This is a genomic window from Photobacterium sagamiensis, from assembly GCF_050337085.1.
In the GTDB taxonomy this organism is placed as follows: domain Bacteria; phylum Pseudomonadota; class Gammaproteobacteria; order Enterobacterales; family Vibrionaceae; genus Photobacterium; species Photobacterium sagamiensis.
Window position 1 is genome coordinate 1 of record NZ_JAKJSP010000004.1, and the last position, 15,159, is coordinate 15,159.

Consider the following 15,159-nt stretch of genomic DNA (forward strand, 5'->3'; position numbering starts at 1 on the left):
CCTCTTCAATGCCTTCGGCCACTATGTATTTCGTGCCTGTACTCAATTCAATTTCGACCACTCCACCAATTGCCAAAACTGCAGCCACCTGAGTGGGGTTTATGTAAATGACGCCATCTCTATATGTGAATTTTTCTAGTATGGATTTCATATTTTTCTTTCCCTTAATCTTTAATTTGGTTTTTGATTGCCCGGGTGGCAACACCCAGCAATAGCATATCTTCCGTGACTTTTCCGCGACGGTCGTCGGTTGCTGCGTACCATTGCCCATTTTGCCAATACAGCTGGGCACAGAAGATCTCGCCGTCCAATTCCATCATGGCCGTGCAGCCATCATGCGGGTTCCGGCCCTGCTCGATAACCAGGTGATCCCCTTTTTCCAAATGCAGCCGGTCAAAATCCTTATCAAGTACCACTACGCGGGTGGCCGAGGGTTTGGCGACCAGGTGATCCATCAGCGTCTCGCCGATGGGTGATTCTTCATGGCCGTGCGTGGGGGGCGGGAATGGCATGGCAGGTTCCGTTCTTAGCGTCGTTGCCTGGCATTATCCAGCATCTTGCTGAACCCGGCAAAGCCCACCGGGCGATTGTCGCCCGTGCGGTGTTTTCCTTCTAAAAGTTTCCGTGTTATTTGTTTGCCTTATTCTTCTGAATCTAATCCAGTCTTGTAACCAAACATTTTTTTCAATGTTGACTGTACTTTCTTTCCCACGAACAAGCTAAAAATAAACCCAACAGCGATAGAGGAATAAATTCGATATTCACTAGAGGCAGACTTTAAAGGGTTGAAAGGTGCCTCATAAGACAAAGTACCAATCAAAACACCTAATAAAACCATGGCAGAAAGTGTCATAAACCATGTAACAAGCCAAAAAACAAAATCTTTAGCACTCATAATTTTCGAATTCCGTTAATGCTTAATAGTAGTATTTGGTCTACGCACTATGTTTAATAGTTCTTCTTTTTTACTTGGTTGCTCGTCCAACACAAAGAGAACTAAACGCCGTATAACATCTTCATTGAAAATGTGATTGTCGGCAGATAATGCGAGCAGTGTGTCTTGAATCAAAACTCGAATCTCATCATTATTCGCAGACTTACTTTTTAGCATGTTTAGTACACAATCAATTTTTATGTTTGCTTCTTCTTCGCTATGTCCTGCTAATAAAGATTTTTGAAGAAGCAAATCACGTATTTTTTGCTCGGCGTCGCTATTCATTCAAACCTCGTTTTCCTTCTAAAGCTTTTCCATCATGATTCTAAAACCGTCGCTTCAACGATGTCCCAACGCTTATCGAAATTGATACTGTCACCAACGTTAAGAGGTTGTTCTTCATTCAACAGATTAGAGAGTCCTACTGCATAAGTACCTGGCACTGCTGTTATGTAATTAACTTCACCAGTTTTTGTGTCGTGAACTACCTCGACATCATTTTTAGGTGTCTGAAACTTATATTTAATCTTCATTTTCGATTTTCCGCCTTTCCTAAAATATTCAACCGATAGACTATGCTACCACTCTCAATAAGATCAGCCGAGTTTTCCTTCTATTCAGATAAAACCTTCGAGCAGATAAAAGAAATGCCGAGTGTAACGCATCACCTTGATTGCTTTATAAGCGATTGTATTAACTGATTTTACTCGATTTTCTAATTGGCCATTATAAGTATTGCAACCATAACTAATCCCCAAATCCCAATTATTACAGGAATGATAATTTCAATCACCAACTTCAAATAGACCCATCGAAAAAGAATAGCCATTTTTCTATTTATATGTATTTCTGCTTGTTTTCTGGTGTATGCCGAAACCTCATTTAAATCCTGACTGTTTTGTGGAGGTTCGTTGAAGTAAGCAAAATCTACTGGATCATATCCAGGATGCTTTAACAGTTCTTTTTTAGTTTCCAATTCAACTAGAAATGGTTTTATCCAATGAGCTAACTCAACAGCAGCAACGGATACAAAGTGCAAAAATGTATAAAGTGATAATACAAACAAAAACCAGCCAACAATTGATTGTTGATTAGATTCAAAGCTAATACCAAGAAGAGCAATTTTACTTGGTAAAGTCTCCGTCAAACCAACAAACAAGCATACTGTTGTAGATAAAAGACAGTTTCTCCTTAACTTCATCGTTTCGTCTGAAAAAGGATTATTAAAAATTGAAAAACTCATAAGTTACCTTAGCTTATAACATTGAATTCAACGATTTGAGATCGTATATCACGCTATGCTACCAGACACTTATAGCTTTTCATTGCCACTAGTCGCAAAAATTCTGCTTTCTTCTATTGGATCAGCTGGTCAATTTCAGTGATGGCCCGGTGGCTCAGGCAGTCGGACAGCTGGCCCACCAAACCTGCGATCTCCGTTTCGGCGGGGCAGCCCTTGTTAAAATTGTATCTGGCCCAGTCGATCGGGCGGCAGGCTTGCTGTGATTCAGTCAGCAAGGCCCGTTTCGCCCGGATGGTTTCGATAAGTACCTGTTCGTTGCTCCCCAGCGGGATAGTGAGACTGTTCATCCGTTACCTTACTGTGTTGGGTGGTTGCCGAGTGCTTGCTGCTGGCGACGACGAGCCAGTAACTTGCTGCCCTTGCGCCGGCTCTTTTCCTCGCCATGATTTTTCCTTACAGTTGATTTAACCTGACATTAATCGCGTGCAGCTTTGTTTTTTCGGCTGCAATGGTGTTTTTCACTCGCAGAGATTCGCGCTGCAAATGCTCGCGCTCGGTGAGGGGCTGCTCACCGTTCCACTGGCAGTATTCGGTATCGGCGAGCTCGCAGCAATACGTGTGGGATTGTTGCAAAAAATTCAGCCAAGGCTCAGAATTCCTTCTTTCTCATCTAATCCAGCGACCCAATGACCAACCCCGAATTCAAATGGAAACACTTTGCCCCTGAAATCATCCTTTGGTGCCTTCGGTGGTATGGTTCGACACCAATGAGTTACGCAAACCTCAGCGACATGCTGGCAGAGAGGGGGATTTCGGTTAATCGTTCTACCATTTATCGTTGGTTCATTGAATATGCCCCCGCATTACGTAAGAAGTTACGTCGCCATCAATTCATCCGGACAGACTCTTCGTGGCAGCTCGATGAAACCTACGTCAAAGTGAAGGGGAAATGGCACTACCTTTACCGTGCCATCAATAAACAAGGCGAGACACTGGATTTCTATTTCTCTCACAAACGTAATAAAGAAGCCGCGTATCAGTTTCTTAGGCGCGGCCTGAGATATTATGGCTTAGATAATCAGCCTAAAACGTTAAACACAGACAAGCATTCCTCATACGCCAATGCGATTGCCCGCTTGAAGAGAGAGGGACGACTGCGAACGGATGTCGAGCAACGGCAAGTGAAGTATCTCAATAATGGTATCGAGTCCGATCACGCCCCCATCAAGAAGCTCGTTGTGGCCACCGGTGGTTTCAAAATACGAAAGCGAGCCTGGTCAACCATCCAGGGATTCGAATCATTACGGATGTTGAACAAAGGCCAGTTTGATTTCTGGTTACGTCATGATGAACGTAAAACCCTTGTGCGGGAGAGATCCGCCTTCATGAACCGCCTCTTCAATGTTGAAGTGATTTACTCGTAGTTTTAAGTCAATTACTGGCTAGATCTGCTCTATCTGATTATTTGCAACAACGCCGTTCTAGCAAGCTTTGGGCATTTTCGAGTTGGTGCGTCATGCTCATTTTTTCTGAAAGCGTGCGGCAAAGATCGACTTTAAAATTTCCGCCAAATTTTACGCAACGCTTGCAAATGGAAGTTAGTAAGCATTGCTAACTGATAGGCGGCTCTCAAGCATCACATTAGTTCAGATATTGAAAATCGAAGTGAGCAGAGTATGAATGAGTAAACACTCTAAGTAGAAAAGGGGCAAAAGCCACTTAGGACTGCGAGCAACGTTCGAGTAACTATTCAATGCGAAAGTGTTGGAAGAAAGAGGTGATTACGCTCGAAAATGGTAAAAAGCGAGCTGACATCGGGGCCGTATCAACAGATGAATAGTGCAAAGGGCCTATGCCCCTTAACGTTAGGCTGCACTTGGCATATAGTCATTTTCAAGGCATTTTTTACGAAGCTAATTGTCACGAATTACGCCCCATGCGTGCGTGTTGGAGCTTTTGATGAGTGTCTATCGTTCTTAGGGGGGAAAGCGGGTAGCCCTGTCCATTCGCATTTTCCGTACAAGTTCAGCTCCTGTCACTCACTGGGGCCATGAATCCGAAAGATCTTGTCTTTCCTGAAGCTAACCGTGTCGCCTTATTTCTGGCCTCCTTGTTCATCCTCCCTGATAAGCGACTGTCCATATTCAGCTTTGAATCCGCGTATCTTTCCCTGATAAGTGCCGTCATCCAGTTTATTAACCTTTTCAACCAGTATTTCTATTCGATTGTTTGGAGCGTGGCCTTTGGTCTTGAGTACCACAGACTTAGAGTCTTCTATTTCACAGATCTGGCCTTCCGTTGTTGTTATCGATTGTGAGATATCTCTTATTATTAGTTTCATACCCCTTTGCTTCCTGTCGTGATGAATATAAAGCCTAGCACACGGGTTTTGGCTGTCTGGAAGTTTCCGCAAAAGTCCCGAAAACACTGGTGTTATGCTGTAGAGACAGTGCTAAATGAGCAACGTCTGTAAATTCCATTAATTAAGGAATCTACAGCATGATAACCAAAGCCAGGGCGCAGGCCCGAACACTCACACCAAAAGAAATCAAACACGGCATTCGCATTGCGGGCGTTCGTCAGCAACCAGAGCGAAACCAGCTTGTCTTATACCTCAGTCATGCGGCTTGTCTGCGAATTACAGAGATAGCCCAGATTCGGCCATACGATATTCTGACCAAACGGGGCGAATTACGAGAATCGTTTGTGCTGCCAGCTGCGTTCGGAAAGGGAAAGGCAAAAGCCCGGCGAGTATGGCTGACACATCAAAAACTACGAGTGGCCATCAATACCTATTGTCGGTACCGGTTAGAAAACAGTATTGGTCTGGGTAAACCAGATGAGTATCGCGGCCTTGCTCCGAAATCACCTCTGATCCGTTCAAATCGCGGCGGCGCATATGCCTTGGTTGCCAAACGGCGGCGGATGAAGGACTACACCTTTAAATACTATGGCGCTTGCGATGGACTGGAAAGATTGATGCGCTCGATTTATGTGAGTGCTGGGCTAAAAGGTGCTAGTAGTCATTCTGGCCGTCGTTCTACGGCCACAAATTTGAATGAGCTGGGTGTTTTACTGGGAGAGATACAAAAACTATTGGGGCACTCTGACTATCAGCAAACGCTGACGTATATCGACATACGGCCAGCTAGAAGAGCGGATATGGTTATCGGTGTGATTTAGAAGGAAAAAATTRGAGAACCGTTAAGATGGAGGAACTGCCTAAATTCGGTTCAATTTTTCATATCGAAACACTAGTTTACAAATGTTCGCAGGTAAGGAYTGAGCRGTTAAATCATGTTGATGGAGATTATGTGGTTATCTYGGCAATTTACATGGAGCACGATTACTCAAGATCTCCTAACATGAAATCGTCTTAGTGCTAACACTACTATGTTCAATCGGGAAAGAAGGAGTTGTTTGTGGGACGGTTAATTGTCTTAAATGAAACTGATGAAACAGGTTGGCAGCAAGCTCGGCCTTTGATGATCAATACAGACCAAATTAGGTCTGTTGAACAGCTCCCAACCGTAAACGGACTATCTGATACCGTAAGTCGGATCACCTTGATCAATCCTGTCACATTTCAATACGGTGAGGTTGAGCAACGAACAATGCATGTTGAGCACATTGTTTTTGAAAAAATAAGTGAAATAGAGACGTTAGCGAATGGTGTAATTATCAAGACTGACTACGCAGAAAGAAAGCGTCAAATAGACCGTGAAATGGAATAAGGAAATCACGTTCATGAGCGACTTTTGCGCACAACTCATTGCGGGTTTCGAGATGTCCCTGAATTTGTCTGAAAGGTGCTTTGGGTAAGGGATAGAGAGTAGACTTCCGACTTTTGCCAACAGACAGGAACGTTCATGGCCAAAAAACCGGGAAGTCAGCGGTGGCAAAGGATCCCGACCAATTTAACACCTCAGCAGTTCGATGAATTTATCTTACCCCACCTCAAGCAACCCAAGTCTGGACCATCCCCCAAAATCACCGACTATAAAATATTCAACTACATCCTGAAACTCTTACACACGGGTTGTCAGTGGGCTGAACTCCCAATAGAAAAAGGGGATGACTGTCGTCCGGAAATTCATTACTCCCGCATTTACCGGAAGCTCAGGTACTGGAGCCGGCACGGTTGCTTTGATCGCATCTTTGAAAGCACGGTGTTCCGATTGGATGAGCACGGCCTTCTGGACATTAGCATTNTCCACGGTGATGGGACGTCAACGACCGCCAAGAAGGGAGGAGATAACCTTGGATTCAATGGGCATAAGCACATGAAAGGCGATAAAGTCGTGGCTGTTTGTGATCGCAACTGCAACGTCATCGCCCCCTTTATCNCGGCACCTGGAAATCGCAATGAATGTCCTTTGCTGCCAGAGGYAATGAAATCTCTGAAACAGATAGTTAAGGCGGTTGGCCTTGACCTGAAAGGTCGCATCATGAGYCTGGATGGTGTGTATGATAGCCGAGCCAACCGGAAGGTGATNTTCAACCAGGGGATGACACCGAATATTCCGGAGAATCCCAGGAACCGCAAGGCTTCCAAGCGGGGGCGAAAGCGGTTTTATGANCCGGATATCTTCAAAGAGCGTTTCCGTACCATCGAGCGTGTTTTTGCCTGGGAAGACAAATTCAAGCGTCTGTTGCTCCGGTTTGAACGGCTCAGTCCCGTGCATTACGCGTTAAAAACGATCGCTTACTCTATGATCAACCTCCGGCACTTCTGCCAGGGCTGAGTTTTGCAAGTAAGTGGCGTCAGGAGGGTCTCAGACGGGGCTCTCCCGGATAGCTGCGCTCAGCAAACACCGGGGGCAGCGAAAATCGGTGACTTGACGCACGGCAGAGCTAAAACTCCAACTTCAAAACGTCATAGAAGACCATTCCGATTACGAGCCAATTCCAATTACTCTACAACCCGCAATGAGTTGGAACGTAAAACCCTTGTGCGGGAGAGATCCGCCTTTATGAATCGTTTATTCAATGTTGAAGTGATTTACTCGTAATTTTAAGTCAATGATTGACTAGATCCGCCTCATCAGATTATTTGCAACAGCCCCATAGAAGCTAGTCAGCATGCAAGTCGGCGACAAATGTGGTGTTGTGTGTCGCTTGGCCGTTTACGGGCGGCGCTAAGTTCGCGACATGAGCCATCCTGAGATGCGGGTGGCTAGTGCTAGCGGGGCGTGCCTCGCGAAAAGCGCGATGACCTTGTTCTGGAGACCCGGGATCACCACCACCTGCCCCTTCTTCATGGCGGTATAGCCCACCTCGGCCACCGCGCGTGCATCCATAAGACGGAGCGGCCACCCGGTCGCGAGCCGCACGTTCTCCATGTCCGCTCGCCCGAAGAACGCGCTCCGCGTCGGTCCGGGGCAGAGGCACGTAACGCTGACGCCGGTCCCAGCGAGTTCGYGTGCAAGCGCCTCAGAGAAGCTGAACACATAGGCCCGCGTCGCGAAGTGCACCGAGACGTTTGGCCCGGGCACAAAGGCGGCGATCGAGGAGACGTTGAGGATCATTGCGGGTGTGCGCGCGGGACGCTGACGCARGAACAGCTTCGTCAGATGTGTCAGCGCTGTGACGTGGACCTGAATCATCTTGAACTCCTGCTCCAGATCTGTGACCTCGAAGGGTCCATACACGTTGAAGCCAGCATTGTTCACAAGTGCGCTCACGGTGACCCCTTCTTGGTCAAGCGCGGCGAAGATGCCGGCGGGCGCAGTCGGATCCGCGAGGTCTCTGGCCAGCACAATCGCCTGGACGCCGTGGCGTTCCTCTGTCTCGACCTTGACCGCTCCAAGCCGTGCCTCGTCCCTGCCGGTGAGGACGAGGTTCCACCCGTCCTCYGCGAACAGGTGCGCGAATTCGCGCCCGATCCCGCTTGAGGCTCCGGTGACGAGTGCGTAGGGACTTGCGCCCTGCACAGCACCTGCCGAGTCCACAGGTCGATGTGTCATCAAAGTTCTCCATTATTTAAAGTAGTAACGATAGCTGGATACAGTACTGAATGAGTCATCCCCTCATGTCGCTTGCCATAGCGAGCAGGTACGTCCTGTGTCCAGTCACTGGGAATGACCAAGGGTAGTATTAGAAGCAATCGTAAAATAATCCTCCTGAGCCATGTGGCTTTTCTCACATCAATATTTAGGCCATCCGAAATAGCAGACAAGCTCAATGGATTTGGCCCGGTATATCCTCTTTTAACTGAATAGATAATCAGAATTAGGCCGATAATGCTCAAACCAATGTTAAGCCCTTGTCCTGGAGGAAGACCAAATAATTCCGTTCGATACTCACGAAAGAAATCAATAAAAATACGAAAAAATCCGTATGCAAAAAGGAAGCTACCAAGCAGAAAACCACGTGGCGGTTTTTTGTTTCTTATAAAGAGTAAAACTGGGACCAATAATAGGTTCTTTAGTCCATCGTACAAAACTACGGGATGTCGGAATCCATCCGTATCGGGGAACTTCACAGCCCACCATACATCAGTCACACTGCCAACAATTTGACCATCAATGAAATTGCCTATCCGGCCAAGCCCCATGATAAATGCAGCAGCAATAATGAGTTCATCTGCAAGAGAAAGAAAATTTCTCCGATAAACCTGGCTAAAGAGCAAAGTGCCAAGTGTACCGCCGATTAAAATGCCATGGGTTGCCATTCCCCCAAGCCAAACCCATAAGATGTGTGAAAGATGATCGCTATAGTATGGCCATTCATAGAAAATAACCTCCACAGTTCGTCCACCAATTAATACCCCGGCGGCAGTCAGAATGGTTAGATCATAAACTTCCCGGACATCCATACATAAAGAGCTACGCATGGTACGTAACCAGTGGAATAATCCAAGAAAGCCAAGAGTGTAACTCAGACCATACCACCAGAGGTACATCCTAGCGATCTGACCTATTACAGGGTCGATGTCATGAATGAATAATCCAGTCATCTTATATTATTCCAAATGTAGAATAGCCTTCCATACAGTAAATTAAAAGGTTAGATCGTTCAGCTTAATACGCGATGGCCTTACAGCCAGAGGTTAAAGAAAAGTCAGCTTCATATAGGAGGTCATATATCTACCACCCATTATATGCAACAAGGCAAGCATAGTTTGAGCTTGAACATAAATCCAATTTGTTGATATAACCTTGCTATACAATATGTTTGCCAACCAAGATAGAAATGTCACTTGCACCCTCAAAATGCTCTGCTGCTAACACAGCCCAGATTCGTCTGTTAACCCAATATAGTGATGTCACATTCTGGTATGGTGAGTTCCCGTTACTAACCGTATCCAGAGCTACGTGTCATGCTGCTTGCTATGAGCCAAAAAGAATTAAATCGCGTTGATGTTATTCTCGATGTTTGTGAAAAACGATTAACCCAAATCGATGCATCAAGATTGCTCAACTTAACGCGAAGACACATTCAACGGTTAGTGAATCAATACAGACAGAGCGGTGCACCAGGCTTGGTTTCAACAAAGCTGCCTCATCAGATTATTTGCAATATTAAGCCCTCATAGCCCACCTTTTGTGCTCAAGTCTATTCTGCATCGAAAAAATAGGTCACCGGGTGGGCTTTCTAATCTACTGTAAAGTTATTAACAGCCATGTTCCATTAGGCACTGTAAATTGTCGTCAGCGCCAAAATACACAGGTTCTTGCTGATTTCGGAACAGTTTTAATGGCTTACCATTTGCAGTGAAATAATGCAGTTGTCCATCGTGAACATGTAGCATAGTGCCTTCAGGGATCCCTACCACAATTTCATGTGGATTAACCAAAAGAAATTCCTCGATGCGCTCATCACGAGTTTCCCCCATATGACCGTTAACGGCAGCTTCAATATAGTGCGGATTAATTTGGAATGGGATCAGATTTAATGATGGCAAAATTGCAGCTGTCACAATCGGCATATCGTTCGTGGTTCGTATGGTTGGTGCCGAAATATTGGTACCTGCACTCCAGCCAATATACAGTTTATTTTGTTCTAACACCGCTTTGCGAATGGGGCCAATCAACCCAAGATCATGTAAAGTTTTATTCAGCACCCAAGTATTACCACCGCTAACTAAGATACCATCCGCGTCTTCAATAGCTTTGATAGGATCTTTAGCCTGATGTATGCCCGTTACTTCACAGCCAAATTGAGTCAAGCTATCTTGCACCATCTGAGTGCGTTCATCATAATCAGCCCGGATGACGGCATAAGGCAAAAATACCAATTTTTTTGCCCCGTTGCGTTTAATAACATCCCCAATCCAATCAAGACCATATTCAAGGGGTTTAGTGTTTCCGGGCAACATACCATTACTAAATAGCATAATATCCATTAAAACAATCCTTTTAATTTAATTAACTATATGAAACCAATAAATTCAAAAAATAACGACAGTAGGGCAGAATAAGGGATCGTAAATGCTATGTTGCCAACCGATCTGCTGTAATTCTAATTACGTCCACTACTATGTCACTCGCTGCTTGCAATGATTTAACAGGCAGGTATTCATAAATAGAGTGGAAGTTATGCGCGCCAGTAAAAAGGTTCGGGCATGGCAATCCTTTTTGCGATAACACTGCCCCATCATAACCACCTCGCATTGGAATGGCTTTCATTGTAATGTCGTTACGCTGATACGCCTCTTTAGCAATATCAATCGGGAAGCTAGCTTCCCCTTCTAAGCTATTCGCCACATTCTCATAGCGGTCTGACAAGTCAATATCAACTGTATGATCCCCCCACAACTTTGCACAACTATCAGCTAGGTTTTGTAAGAAAGTCATGCGATCTCGATAACCTTGTCGGGTAAAATCTCGGATATCCATTTTAAGTATTGTTTTTGAACTATTACCCGCCAGCTCTTTTACCCAGTAATAGCCTTCGCGTCCCTCAGTGTATTCCGGCGCTTCACCACTTGGTAACATGGCAATAAATTTATGTGCCATCAACAGTGAATTTTTCAGTTTACCTTTTGCCGACATCGGGTGTGCAGATTGACCCGTAAAGGTGATAACGGCATTCCCTGCATTCCAGTTTTCATAAACAAACTCACCGATACCACAGCAGTCTAATGTGTAGCCAAAATCAGCTCCGAAACGTTCAACATCAAAAGCTTTGGCACCGCGTAATCCTTGTTCTTCATCGGGCAAAAAGGCGACTTTCACCGGGCCGTGTTCAATGTCGGGATTGGCTTTCAGTACCTGTAGCGCATGCATGATGGCAGCAATTGCAGCTTTATCATCAGCGCCTAACAGGCTGGTACCGTCAGTGACGATGATCTCTTGCCCGTGATATTGGGCAATTTCAGGAAACTCTGCTTTCTTTAATACAACATTCAGTTCCGAATTCAAGCAGATATCTCCGCCCGTATAACTCATAATTTGCGCATTAGTGTCGCCAGTTTGCTCGGCACTGGTATCTAAATGGGCAAAGAATGACACTGTTGGAATTTTCTTATCAATATTGGCTGGTAACGTCGCCGTTAATATCGCAGTATCATGCAATACAATATCTTTAAGGCCTAATTGTTCCAGCTCTTGTACCAGTCGTTGTGCCAGCTTCATTTGCCCCATAGATGAAGGCATAATGCCAGCTGCGCCATTTATACGGTTCGTTGTCGTATTAATACATGTGTAATTTAAGAAACGATCAACAATATTCATTAGTGACTCCAGAACTTATTCGTTATTTAACTTTATCGTCAATTTAAATTAAGCAAAGGCAAGATCAATAATGATCTCGCCTTGAGCGCCTTTACACGAAGATCTGCGAGCAAATAACAACTGACAACAAACCACCTAGCATAGGAATTGCAGTACGTTTTACGAGTTCAATTGGTGATACATTAGCAACACCCGCACAGGCGATAACCACACCTGCAACGGGTGATGCAGAACGCATTAGGCCAGATGCCAGCTGCATTGGTAAGGCAACAGACGCAGCTGCTGTGCCGACTTGAGCCGCTACATCTGGTGCTAAGTTAGAGAAGCTAAAGAAGGATGCATTACCAGAGCCAGACAGCAGCGTCACCAACATAATGATCATTACTAGTACAATGACCATCGCGAGGGAACCCAGACCCATATTCGCCGCTGAACCTAACAATAGATCGATAAAGCCAATTGTCTTTAAACCGGTAACAAATATTTTTGCTGAAATAATCAAGCTCACTACACTGGCAAACACACTACCCATGCCATCCAGGTATACCTTCAATGATGCCGCGACCTCTTTACCTTTACGGGTATAGATAAAGTCACACACCATTGAGATAAATAGTGCAATAAACATGGCGGTTACTACATTCATGTGTATTGTGGTAATCGCAAATTTACTGAATGTCAGAAGCAATATCAGAGGCAGTACAGGTAAAATTGCAAACCATTTAGGCGCTTTGCGTTGTTCTTTCGCTTCAAGATTAAATTCATGGATCACGCCATTCGCTTCATCTTTCTTGTCGAAATAGCGCTGACAAACAAAATGAAGTGTAGCAATCACAGCCATAGAAACCAAAGCAACCGGTAGCTGATAGTTAGCAAAGTAGGTTGCGACATCAATACCAGACACTTCCGCTGCCTTGTTTGCAGCGGAAGAGGCAGGGCCTAAATCTAAACAACCTGTAGTGGCCACGACAGCGGCAGCGGCTGCTGGGTTACAACCCACACCAACCAGAACCGGATACATGGCTACCAGCAAGAGTAGCGCCAGACCAGTCGCACTCGGAATAAAGATATTGATCGACTGGCCAATAAAGTAAGCCATCGATAATACTAAATACGGGTTTTTAACATGAGCTAACGGCTTGGTGGCAATCTGTACCATCGCGTTTGCAGCACCAATGTGGCTCATGTATTTTGAGAAGCCACCGACTGCCATGATGATCAAGCCCAGTTTCGCCAAGGTAGACGATGAAACCACTTTAATGACTTCAAAGAAGTCCACCACAACCGAACCGGTATGCGTACCACCTTTCGGCAGAAAATCAGGGGTGCCATTCATTACGCCCAAAGCGATCATGAATAAACCGGATAAAAGCAAAATTGCCTGAGTGTTATATTTTTTAGTAATAAAATATCCAACGCTAAATATTGTTGGTAGTGCTAAGTAAGTAACCATTTTAAACCTCTTAAACGATTCATTTTATATGCAGAAAACATTCAAACTTTTAACGGTAGTTTATTAAAGTTACAAGAGCTTCCTCCTGGATTTATCAGTAGGATAATATAGACAACTTCTTATAAAGCAATTAAATAGAAAGGGTGTTGGGTATCAGGTTTTGAATATACTAAACTCTGAAAATAAACTTTCTATTCTGTCAAATCTATTGTCTTTTTCAGTTTTGTCAGATAACCCTTTAATAAAGGCTTCAATTAAAGCAAATCCGGATGTCCTATTATTAAAAAAGCCACCACTCATACTTTCGACGTTAAATTGCACGTCACAGTAAGTAACAAAAGGATTAACTGGCTGATCGGTAATGAAAATTATTTTCCCACCAAATTTATTAAACCAGCGAACAAGGCGAACCGTAATATTGGAAAAACGATGATAAGATATAGCCAGTAAAGTATCATTTCCAGTGACATCTGCTAGCTGATGTGGAAGTGTAGAAATATCGGCTTTTAATAACACGACATCTTTGCGTAAGTAACGGGCTAACAAGTAAAAATAGTTCGCCAACGCTTCTGAAGATGCACTACCAATGACATAGAGTTTTCCTTTAGGTTCTCGCATATATGCCACAGCGCGTTCGAAGTCATCTTCAGAAAGGGTGGAAAATGTTTCTTCCATATTGCTTATCACTTCTTCGAAATGAGTTGTCAGCATACTCTTATGACTATTCGGTTGAGCATCGCTTTCATAACGCTCAATCGGGGTGCTTAGCACCTGAGTTAAATCATCAGTAACATGTTTTTTAAAGTCGAGAAAACCTTCGAAGCCCAACCGTTGTAAGAAACGGCCCAAAGTTGCCTTGCCGACTCCGATCTGCTTACACAATTCATCAATTTTAGCGAACGGCAGCATGGTGTAATGCTCCATAAAATAACAAGTGATCAGCTTCTCGGCTGGAGTTAATGATTCCACGTTATTAACTGCATCTATGAAGCATTGCTTATTCATGGGGCTTATTTCCCAAAACATTATCGATATGGGAAAATATTCCACTCTTGAGGGCGGGATTACAAGGGAATAGGAATTTCCCATACTCAAACTGTGATCTAATGCATATATAAAAAACCAGGTCAAATAATATGTATTATTATCAAGCCATTATCGATATTACTGTTAATAATTTACCGATGTCTGGTCACCCTTGTTTGATTGATATTGAGCACTGTGAATTTGTTGCTCAACTCATTGAGGGTTGCTGTCGCAAACTGAATTTCGTCTTCGATATTCTCAGCAAGCACGGTTCTTCAGATACAATTAGGCTGCGAGCTAATAGAATTGGCGCCAAGGTGGCATTCCTTCGGAGTCTATATCTGGCCTTTCTTAATCATTTGCCACAACTTCACACCTGCTATCGTGGCATTCGATCCTTCCTCTGGTTTCCACCCCAGACATTGATGCATTTTCCGTTTGATTGGGCGATGGCTTTACCACATTTCCAGCTAGAAAAATTTGTGATCATAAAAGTGATCACTTTTTGTAATTGCATTGAAAATTGGGTCACAAAAGCTGCGACTAAACAAAGAACTAGGCAAAAACAGCGAAAAAAGTAATATACATTACTTCCCTCACTACCCCCGTCAGAATCGAAACCACAACATAGAAAAGTGATCACTTTTGGGGTGAATATGAAAAAAGAACACTTTATAAATAATCACTTACATCGCTAGTCGGTACTGATCTAATTTTAAGTACGGCTAAAGTGATCATAACTGCGAATCAGACTGCCAACTCATTGCGGGTTGTAGAGTAATTGGAATTGGCTCGTAATCGGAATGGTCTTCTATGACGTTTTGAA

20 protein-coding genes are annotated in these 15,159 nt (G+C 44.2%); 7 read left to right on the forward strand and 13 right to left on the reverse strand.

The window, feature by feature from the left end:
• Window positions 1–164: 164 nt before the first annotated feature.
• Window positions 165–455, reverse strand: a complete 291-nt coding sequence (locus L4D76_RS00480) for a hypothetical protein (protein ID WP_428438981.1) — start codon at window positions 453–455, stop codon at window positions 165–167.
• 17 nt (window positions 456–472) lie between these two features.
• On the opposite strand from L4D76_RS00480, the gene L4D76_RS00485 reads away from it, so the two are divergent.
• A complete protein-coding gene (locus tag L4D76_RS00485; RefSeq protein WP_428438982.1) occupies window positions 473–616 on the forward strand; it encodes a hypothetical protein in 144 nt (47 codons plus the stop codon).
• Between the two features lie 24 nt (window positions 617–640).
• On the opposite strand, the gene L4D76_RS00490 is transcribed toward L4D76_RS00485, so the two are convergent.
• From L4D76_RS00490 to L4D76_RS00510, 5 genes are all read right to left on the reverse strand, one after another.
• The gene (locus L4D76_RS00490) at window positions 641–895 is read right to left on the reverse strand and encodes a hypothetical protein (RefSeq protein WP_428438983.1); all 255 of its coding nucleotides are present in this window, start codon (window positions 893–895) and stop codon (window positions 641–643) included.
• 15 nt (window positions 896–910) lie between these two features.
• Window positions 911–1,219, reverse strand: a complete 309-nt coding sequence (locus tag L4D76_RS00495) for a hypothetical protein (protein ID WP_428438984.1) — start codon at window positions 1,217–1,219, stop codon at window positions 911–913.
• A 32-nt stretch (window positions 1,220–1,251) separates the two neighbouring features.
• The gene (locus L4D76_RS00500; RefSeq protein ID WP_428438985.1) at window positions 1,252–1,467 is read right to left on the reverse strand and encodes a hypothetical protein; all 216 of its coding nucleotides are present in this window, start codon (window positions 1,465–1,467) and stop codon (window positions 1,252–1,254) included.
• A 182-nt stretch (window positions 1,468–1,649) separates the two neighbouring features.
• Window positions 1,650–2,177, reverse strand: a complete 528-nt coding sequence (locus tag L4D76_RS00505) for a hypothetical protein (RefSeq protein ID WP_428438986.1) — start codon at window positions 2,175–2,177, stop codon at window positions 1,650–1,652.
• 264 nt (window positions 2,178–2,441) lie between these two features.
• Window positions 2,442–2,621: a hypothetical protein gene (locus L4D76_RS00510; protein WP_428438987.1), complete on the reverse strand. Its 180-nt coding sequence runs from the start codon at window positions 2,619–2,621 to the stop codon at window positions 2,442–2,444.
• A gap of 242 nt (window positions 2,622–2,863) precedes the next feature.
• On the opposite strand from L4D76_RS00510, the gene L4D76_RS00515 reads away from it, so the two are divergent.
• Window positions 2,864–3,601, forward strand: a complete 738-nt coding sequence (locus tag L4D76_RS00515; RefSeq protein ID WP_428438988.1) for an IS6 family transposase — start codon at window positions 2,864–2,866, stop codon at window positions 3,599–3,601.
• 671 nt (window positions 3,602–4,272) lie between these two features.
• Here the strand turns inward: L4D76_RS00515 and L4D76_RS00520 are convergent.
• A complete protein-coding gene (locus L4D76_RS00520) occupies window positions 4,273–4,518 on the reverse strand; it encodes a hypothetical protein (protein ID WP_428438989.1) in 246 nt (81 codons plus the stop codon).
• A 158-nt stretch (window positions 4,519–4,676) separates the two neighbouring features.
• On the opposite strand from L4D76_RS00520, the gene L4D76_RS00525 reads away from it, so the two are divergent.
• The 3 genes from L4D76_RS00525 to L4D76_RS00535 all read left to right on the forward strand — a co-directional run bounded on the left by L4D76_RS00525 (window position 4,677) and on the right by L4D76_RS00535 (window position 6,922).
• Window positions 4,677–5,360 carry a tyrosine-type recombinase/integrase gene (locus L4D76_RS00525; protein ID WP_428438990.1) on the forward strand — a complete coding sequence of 228 codons (684 nt, stop codon included), beginning with the start codon at window positions 4,677–4,679 and terminating at the stop codon, window positions 5,358–5,360.
• A 239-nt stretch (window positions 5,361–5,599) separates the two neighbouring features.
• On the forward strand, window positions 5,600–5,911 hold the full coding sequence (locus L4D76_RS00530) for a hypothetical protein (RefSeq protein WP_428438991.1): 312 nt from the start codon (window positions 5,600–5,602) through the stop codon (window positions 5,909–5,911).
• Window positions 5,912–6,046: 135 nt separating this feature from the next.
• A complete protein-coding gene (locus L4D76_RS00535) occupies window positions 6,047–6,922 on the forward strand; it encodes an IS5 family transposase (RefSeq protein WP_428438992.1) in 876 nt (291 codons plus the stop codon).
• Window positions 6,923–7,315: 393 nt separating this feature from the next.
• On the opposite strand, the gene L4D76_RS00540 is transcribed toward L4D76_RS00535, so the two are convergent.
• Together L4D76_RS00540 and lgt are read right to left on the reverse strand one after the other, a co-directional pair.
• On the reverse strand, window positions 7,316–8,143 hold the full coding sequence (locus tag L4D76_RS00540) for an SDR family NAD(P)-dependent oxidoreductase (protein ID WP_428438993.1): 828 nt from the start codon (window positions 8,141–8,143) through the stop codon (window positions 7,316–7,318).
• Window positions 8,143–9,135, reverse strand: a complete 993-nt coding sequence (lgt, locus tag L4D76_RS00545; protein ID WP_428438994.1) for a prolipoprotein diacylglyceryl transferase — start codon at window positions 9,133–9,135, stop codon at window positions 8,143–8,145. Before lgt ends, L4D76_RS00540 begins: the two co-directional genes overlap by 1 nt.
• Before the next feature lie 375 nt (window positions 9,136–9,510).
• On the opposite strand from lgt, the gene L4D76_RS00550 reads away from it, so the two are divergent.
• A complete protein-coding gene (locus L4D76_RS00550; protein WP_428438995.1) occupies window positions 9,511–9,714 on the forward strand; it encodes a helix-turn-helix domain-containing protein in 204 nt (67 codons plus the stop codon).
• A gap of 78 nt (window positions 9,715–9,792) precedes the next feature.
• On the opposite strand, the gene pepE is transcribed toward L4D76_RS00550, so the two are convergent.
• The 4 genes from pepE to L4D76_RS00570 all read right to left on the reverse strand — a co-directional run bounded on the left by pepE (window position 9,793) and on the right by L4D76_RS00570 (window position 14,312).
• Window positions 9,793–10,524: a dipeptidase PepE gene (pepE, locus tag L4D76_RS00555; RefSeq protein WP_428438996.1), complete on the reverse strand. Its 732-nt coding sequence runs from the start codon at window positions 10,522–10,524 to the stop codon at window positions 9,793–9,795.
• Between the two features lie 88 nt (window positions 10,525–10,612).
• A complete protein-coding gene (pepT, locus tag L4D76_RS00560) occupies window positions 10,613–11,854 on the reverse strand; it encodes a peptidase T (protein ID WP_428438997.1) in 1,242 nt (413 codons plus the stop codon).
• A 91-nt stretch (window positions 11,855–11,945) separates the two neighbouring features.
• Complete coding sequence (gene dcuC, locus L4D76_RS00565; RefSeq protein WP_428438998.1) at window positions 11,946–13,307, reverse strand: C4-dicarboxylate transporter DcuC; 1,362 nt, start codon at window positions 13,305–13,307, stop codon at window positions 11,946–11,948.
• Window positions 13,308–13,460: 153 nt separating this feature from the next.
• Window positions 13,461–14,312: a MurR/RpiR family transcriptional regulator gene (locus L4D76_RS00570; protein ID WP_428438999.1), complete on the reverse strand. Its 852-nt coding sequence runs from the start codon at window positions 14,310–14,312 to the stop codon at window positions 13,461–13,463.
• A 131-nt stretch (window positions 14,313–14,443) separates the two neighbouring features.
• Here L4D76_RS00570 and L4D76_RS00575 point away from each other — a divergent pair, with 131 nt between their 5' ends.
• Window positions 14,444–14,914 (forward strand): hypothetical protein, encoded by a 471-nt coding sequence (locus L4D76_RS00575; RefSeq protein WP_428439000.1) that lies wholly within the window; start codon window positions 14,444–14,446, stop codon window positions 14,912–14,914.
• Window positions 14,915–15,159 lie beyond the last annotated feature (245 nt).

What these genes read in the sequence shown, in the direction of transcription:
- L4D76_RS00480 (WP_428438981.1), bottom strand. Translation starts at nt 455, where the DNA reads ATGGATCACCTGGTCGCCAAACCCTCGGCCACCCGCGTAGTGGTACTT.
- L4D76_RS00490 (WP_428438983.1), bottom strand. Translation starts at nt 895, where the DNA reads ATGAGTGCTAAAGATTTTGTTTTTTGGCTTGTTACATGGTTTATGACA.
- L4D76_RS00495 (WP_428438984.1), bottom strand. Translation starts at nt 1,219, where the DNA reads ATGAATAGCGACGCCGAGCAAAAAATACGTGATTTGCTTCTTCAAAAA.
- L4D76_RS00500 (WP_428438985.1), bottom strand. Translation starts at nt 1,467, where the DNA reads ATGAAGATTAAATATAAGTTTCAGACACCTAAAAATGATGTCGAGGTA.
- L4D76_RS00505 (WP_428438986.1), bottom strand. Translation starts at nt 2,177, where the DNA reads ATGAGTTTTTCAATTTTTAATAATCCTTTTTCAGACGAAACGATGAAG.
- L4D76_RS00510 (WP_428438987.1), bottom strand. Translation starts at nt 2,621, where the DNA reads ATGGCGAGGAAAAGAGCCGGCGCAAGGGCAGCAAGTTACTGGCTCGTC.
- L4D76_RS00515 (WP_428438988.1), top strand. Translation starts at nt 2,864, where the DNA reads ATGACCAACCCCGAATTCAAATGGAAACACTTTGCCCCTGAAATCATC.
- L4D76_RS00520 (WP_428438989.1), bottom strand. Translation starts at nt 4,518, where the DNA reads ATGAAACTAATAATAAGAGATATCTCACAATCGATAACAACAACGGAA.
- L4D76_RS00525 (WP_428438990.1), top strand. Translation starts at nt 4,677, where the DNA reads ATGATAACCAAAGCCAGGGCGCAGGCCCGAACACTCACACCAAAAGAA.
- lgt (WP_428438994.1), bottom strand. Translation starts at nt 9,135, where the DNA reads ATGACTGGATTATTCATTCATGACATCGACCCTGTAATAGGTCAGATC.
- L4D76_RS00550 (WP_428438995.1), top strand. Translation starts at nt 9,511, where the DNA reads ATGAGCCAAAAAGAATTAAATCGCGTTGATGTTATTCTCGATGTTTGT.
- pepE (WP_428438996.1), bottom strand. Translation starts at nt 10,524, where the DNA reads ATGGATATTATGCTATTTAGTAATGGTATGTTGCCCGGAAACACTAAA.
- pepT (WP_428438997.1), bottom strand. Translation starts at nt 11,854, where the DNA reads ATGAATATTGTTGATCGTTTCTTAAATTACACATGTATTAATACGACA.
- dcuC (WP_428438998.1), bottom strand. Translation starts at nt 13,307, where the DNA reads ATGGTTACTTACTTAGCACTACCAACAATATTTAGCGTTGGATATTTT.
- L4D76_RS00570 (WP_428438999.1), bottom strand. Translation starts at nt 14,312, where the DNA reads ATGAATAAGCAATGCTTCATAGATGCAGTTAATAACGTGGAATCATTA.
- L4D76_RS00575 (WP_428439000.1), top strand. Translation starts at nt 14,444, where the DNA reads ATGTATTATTATCAAGCCATTATCGATATTACTGTTAATAATTTACCG.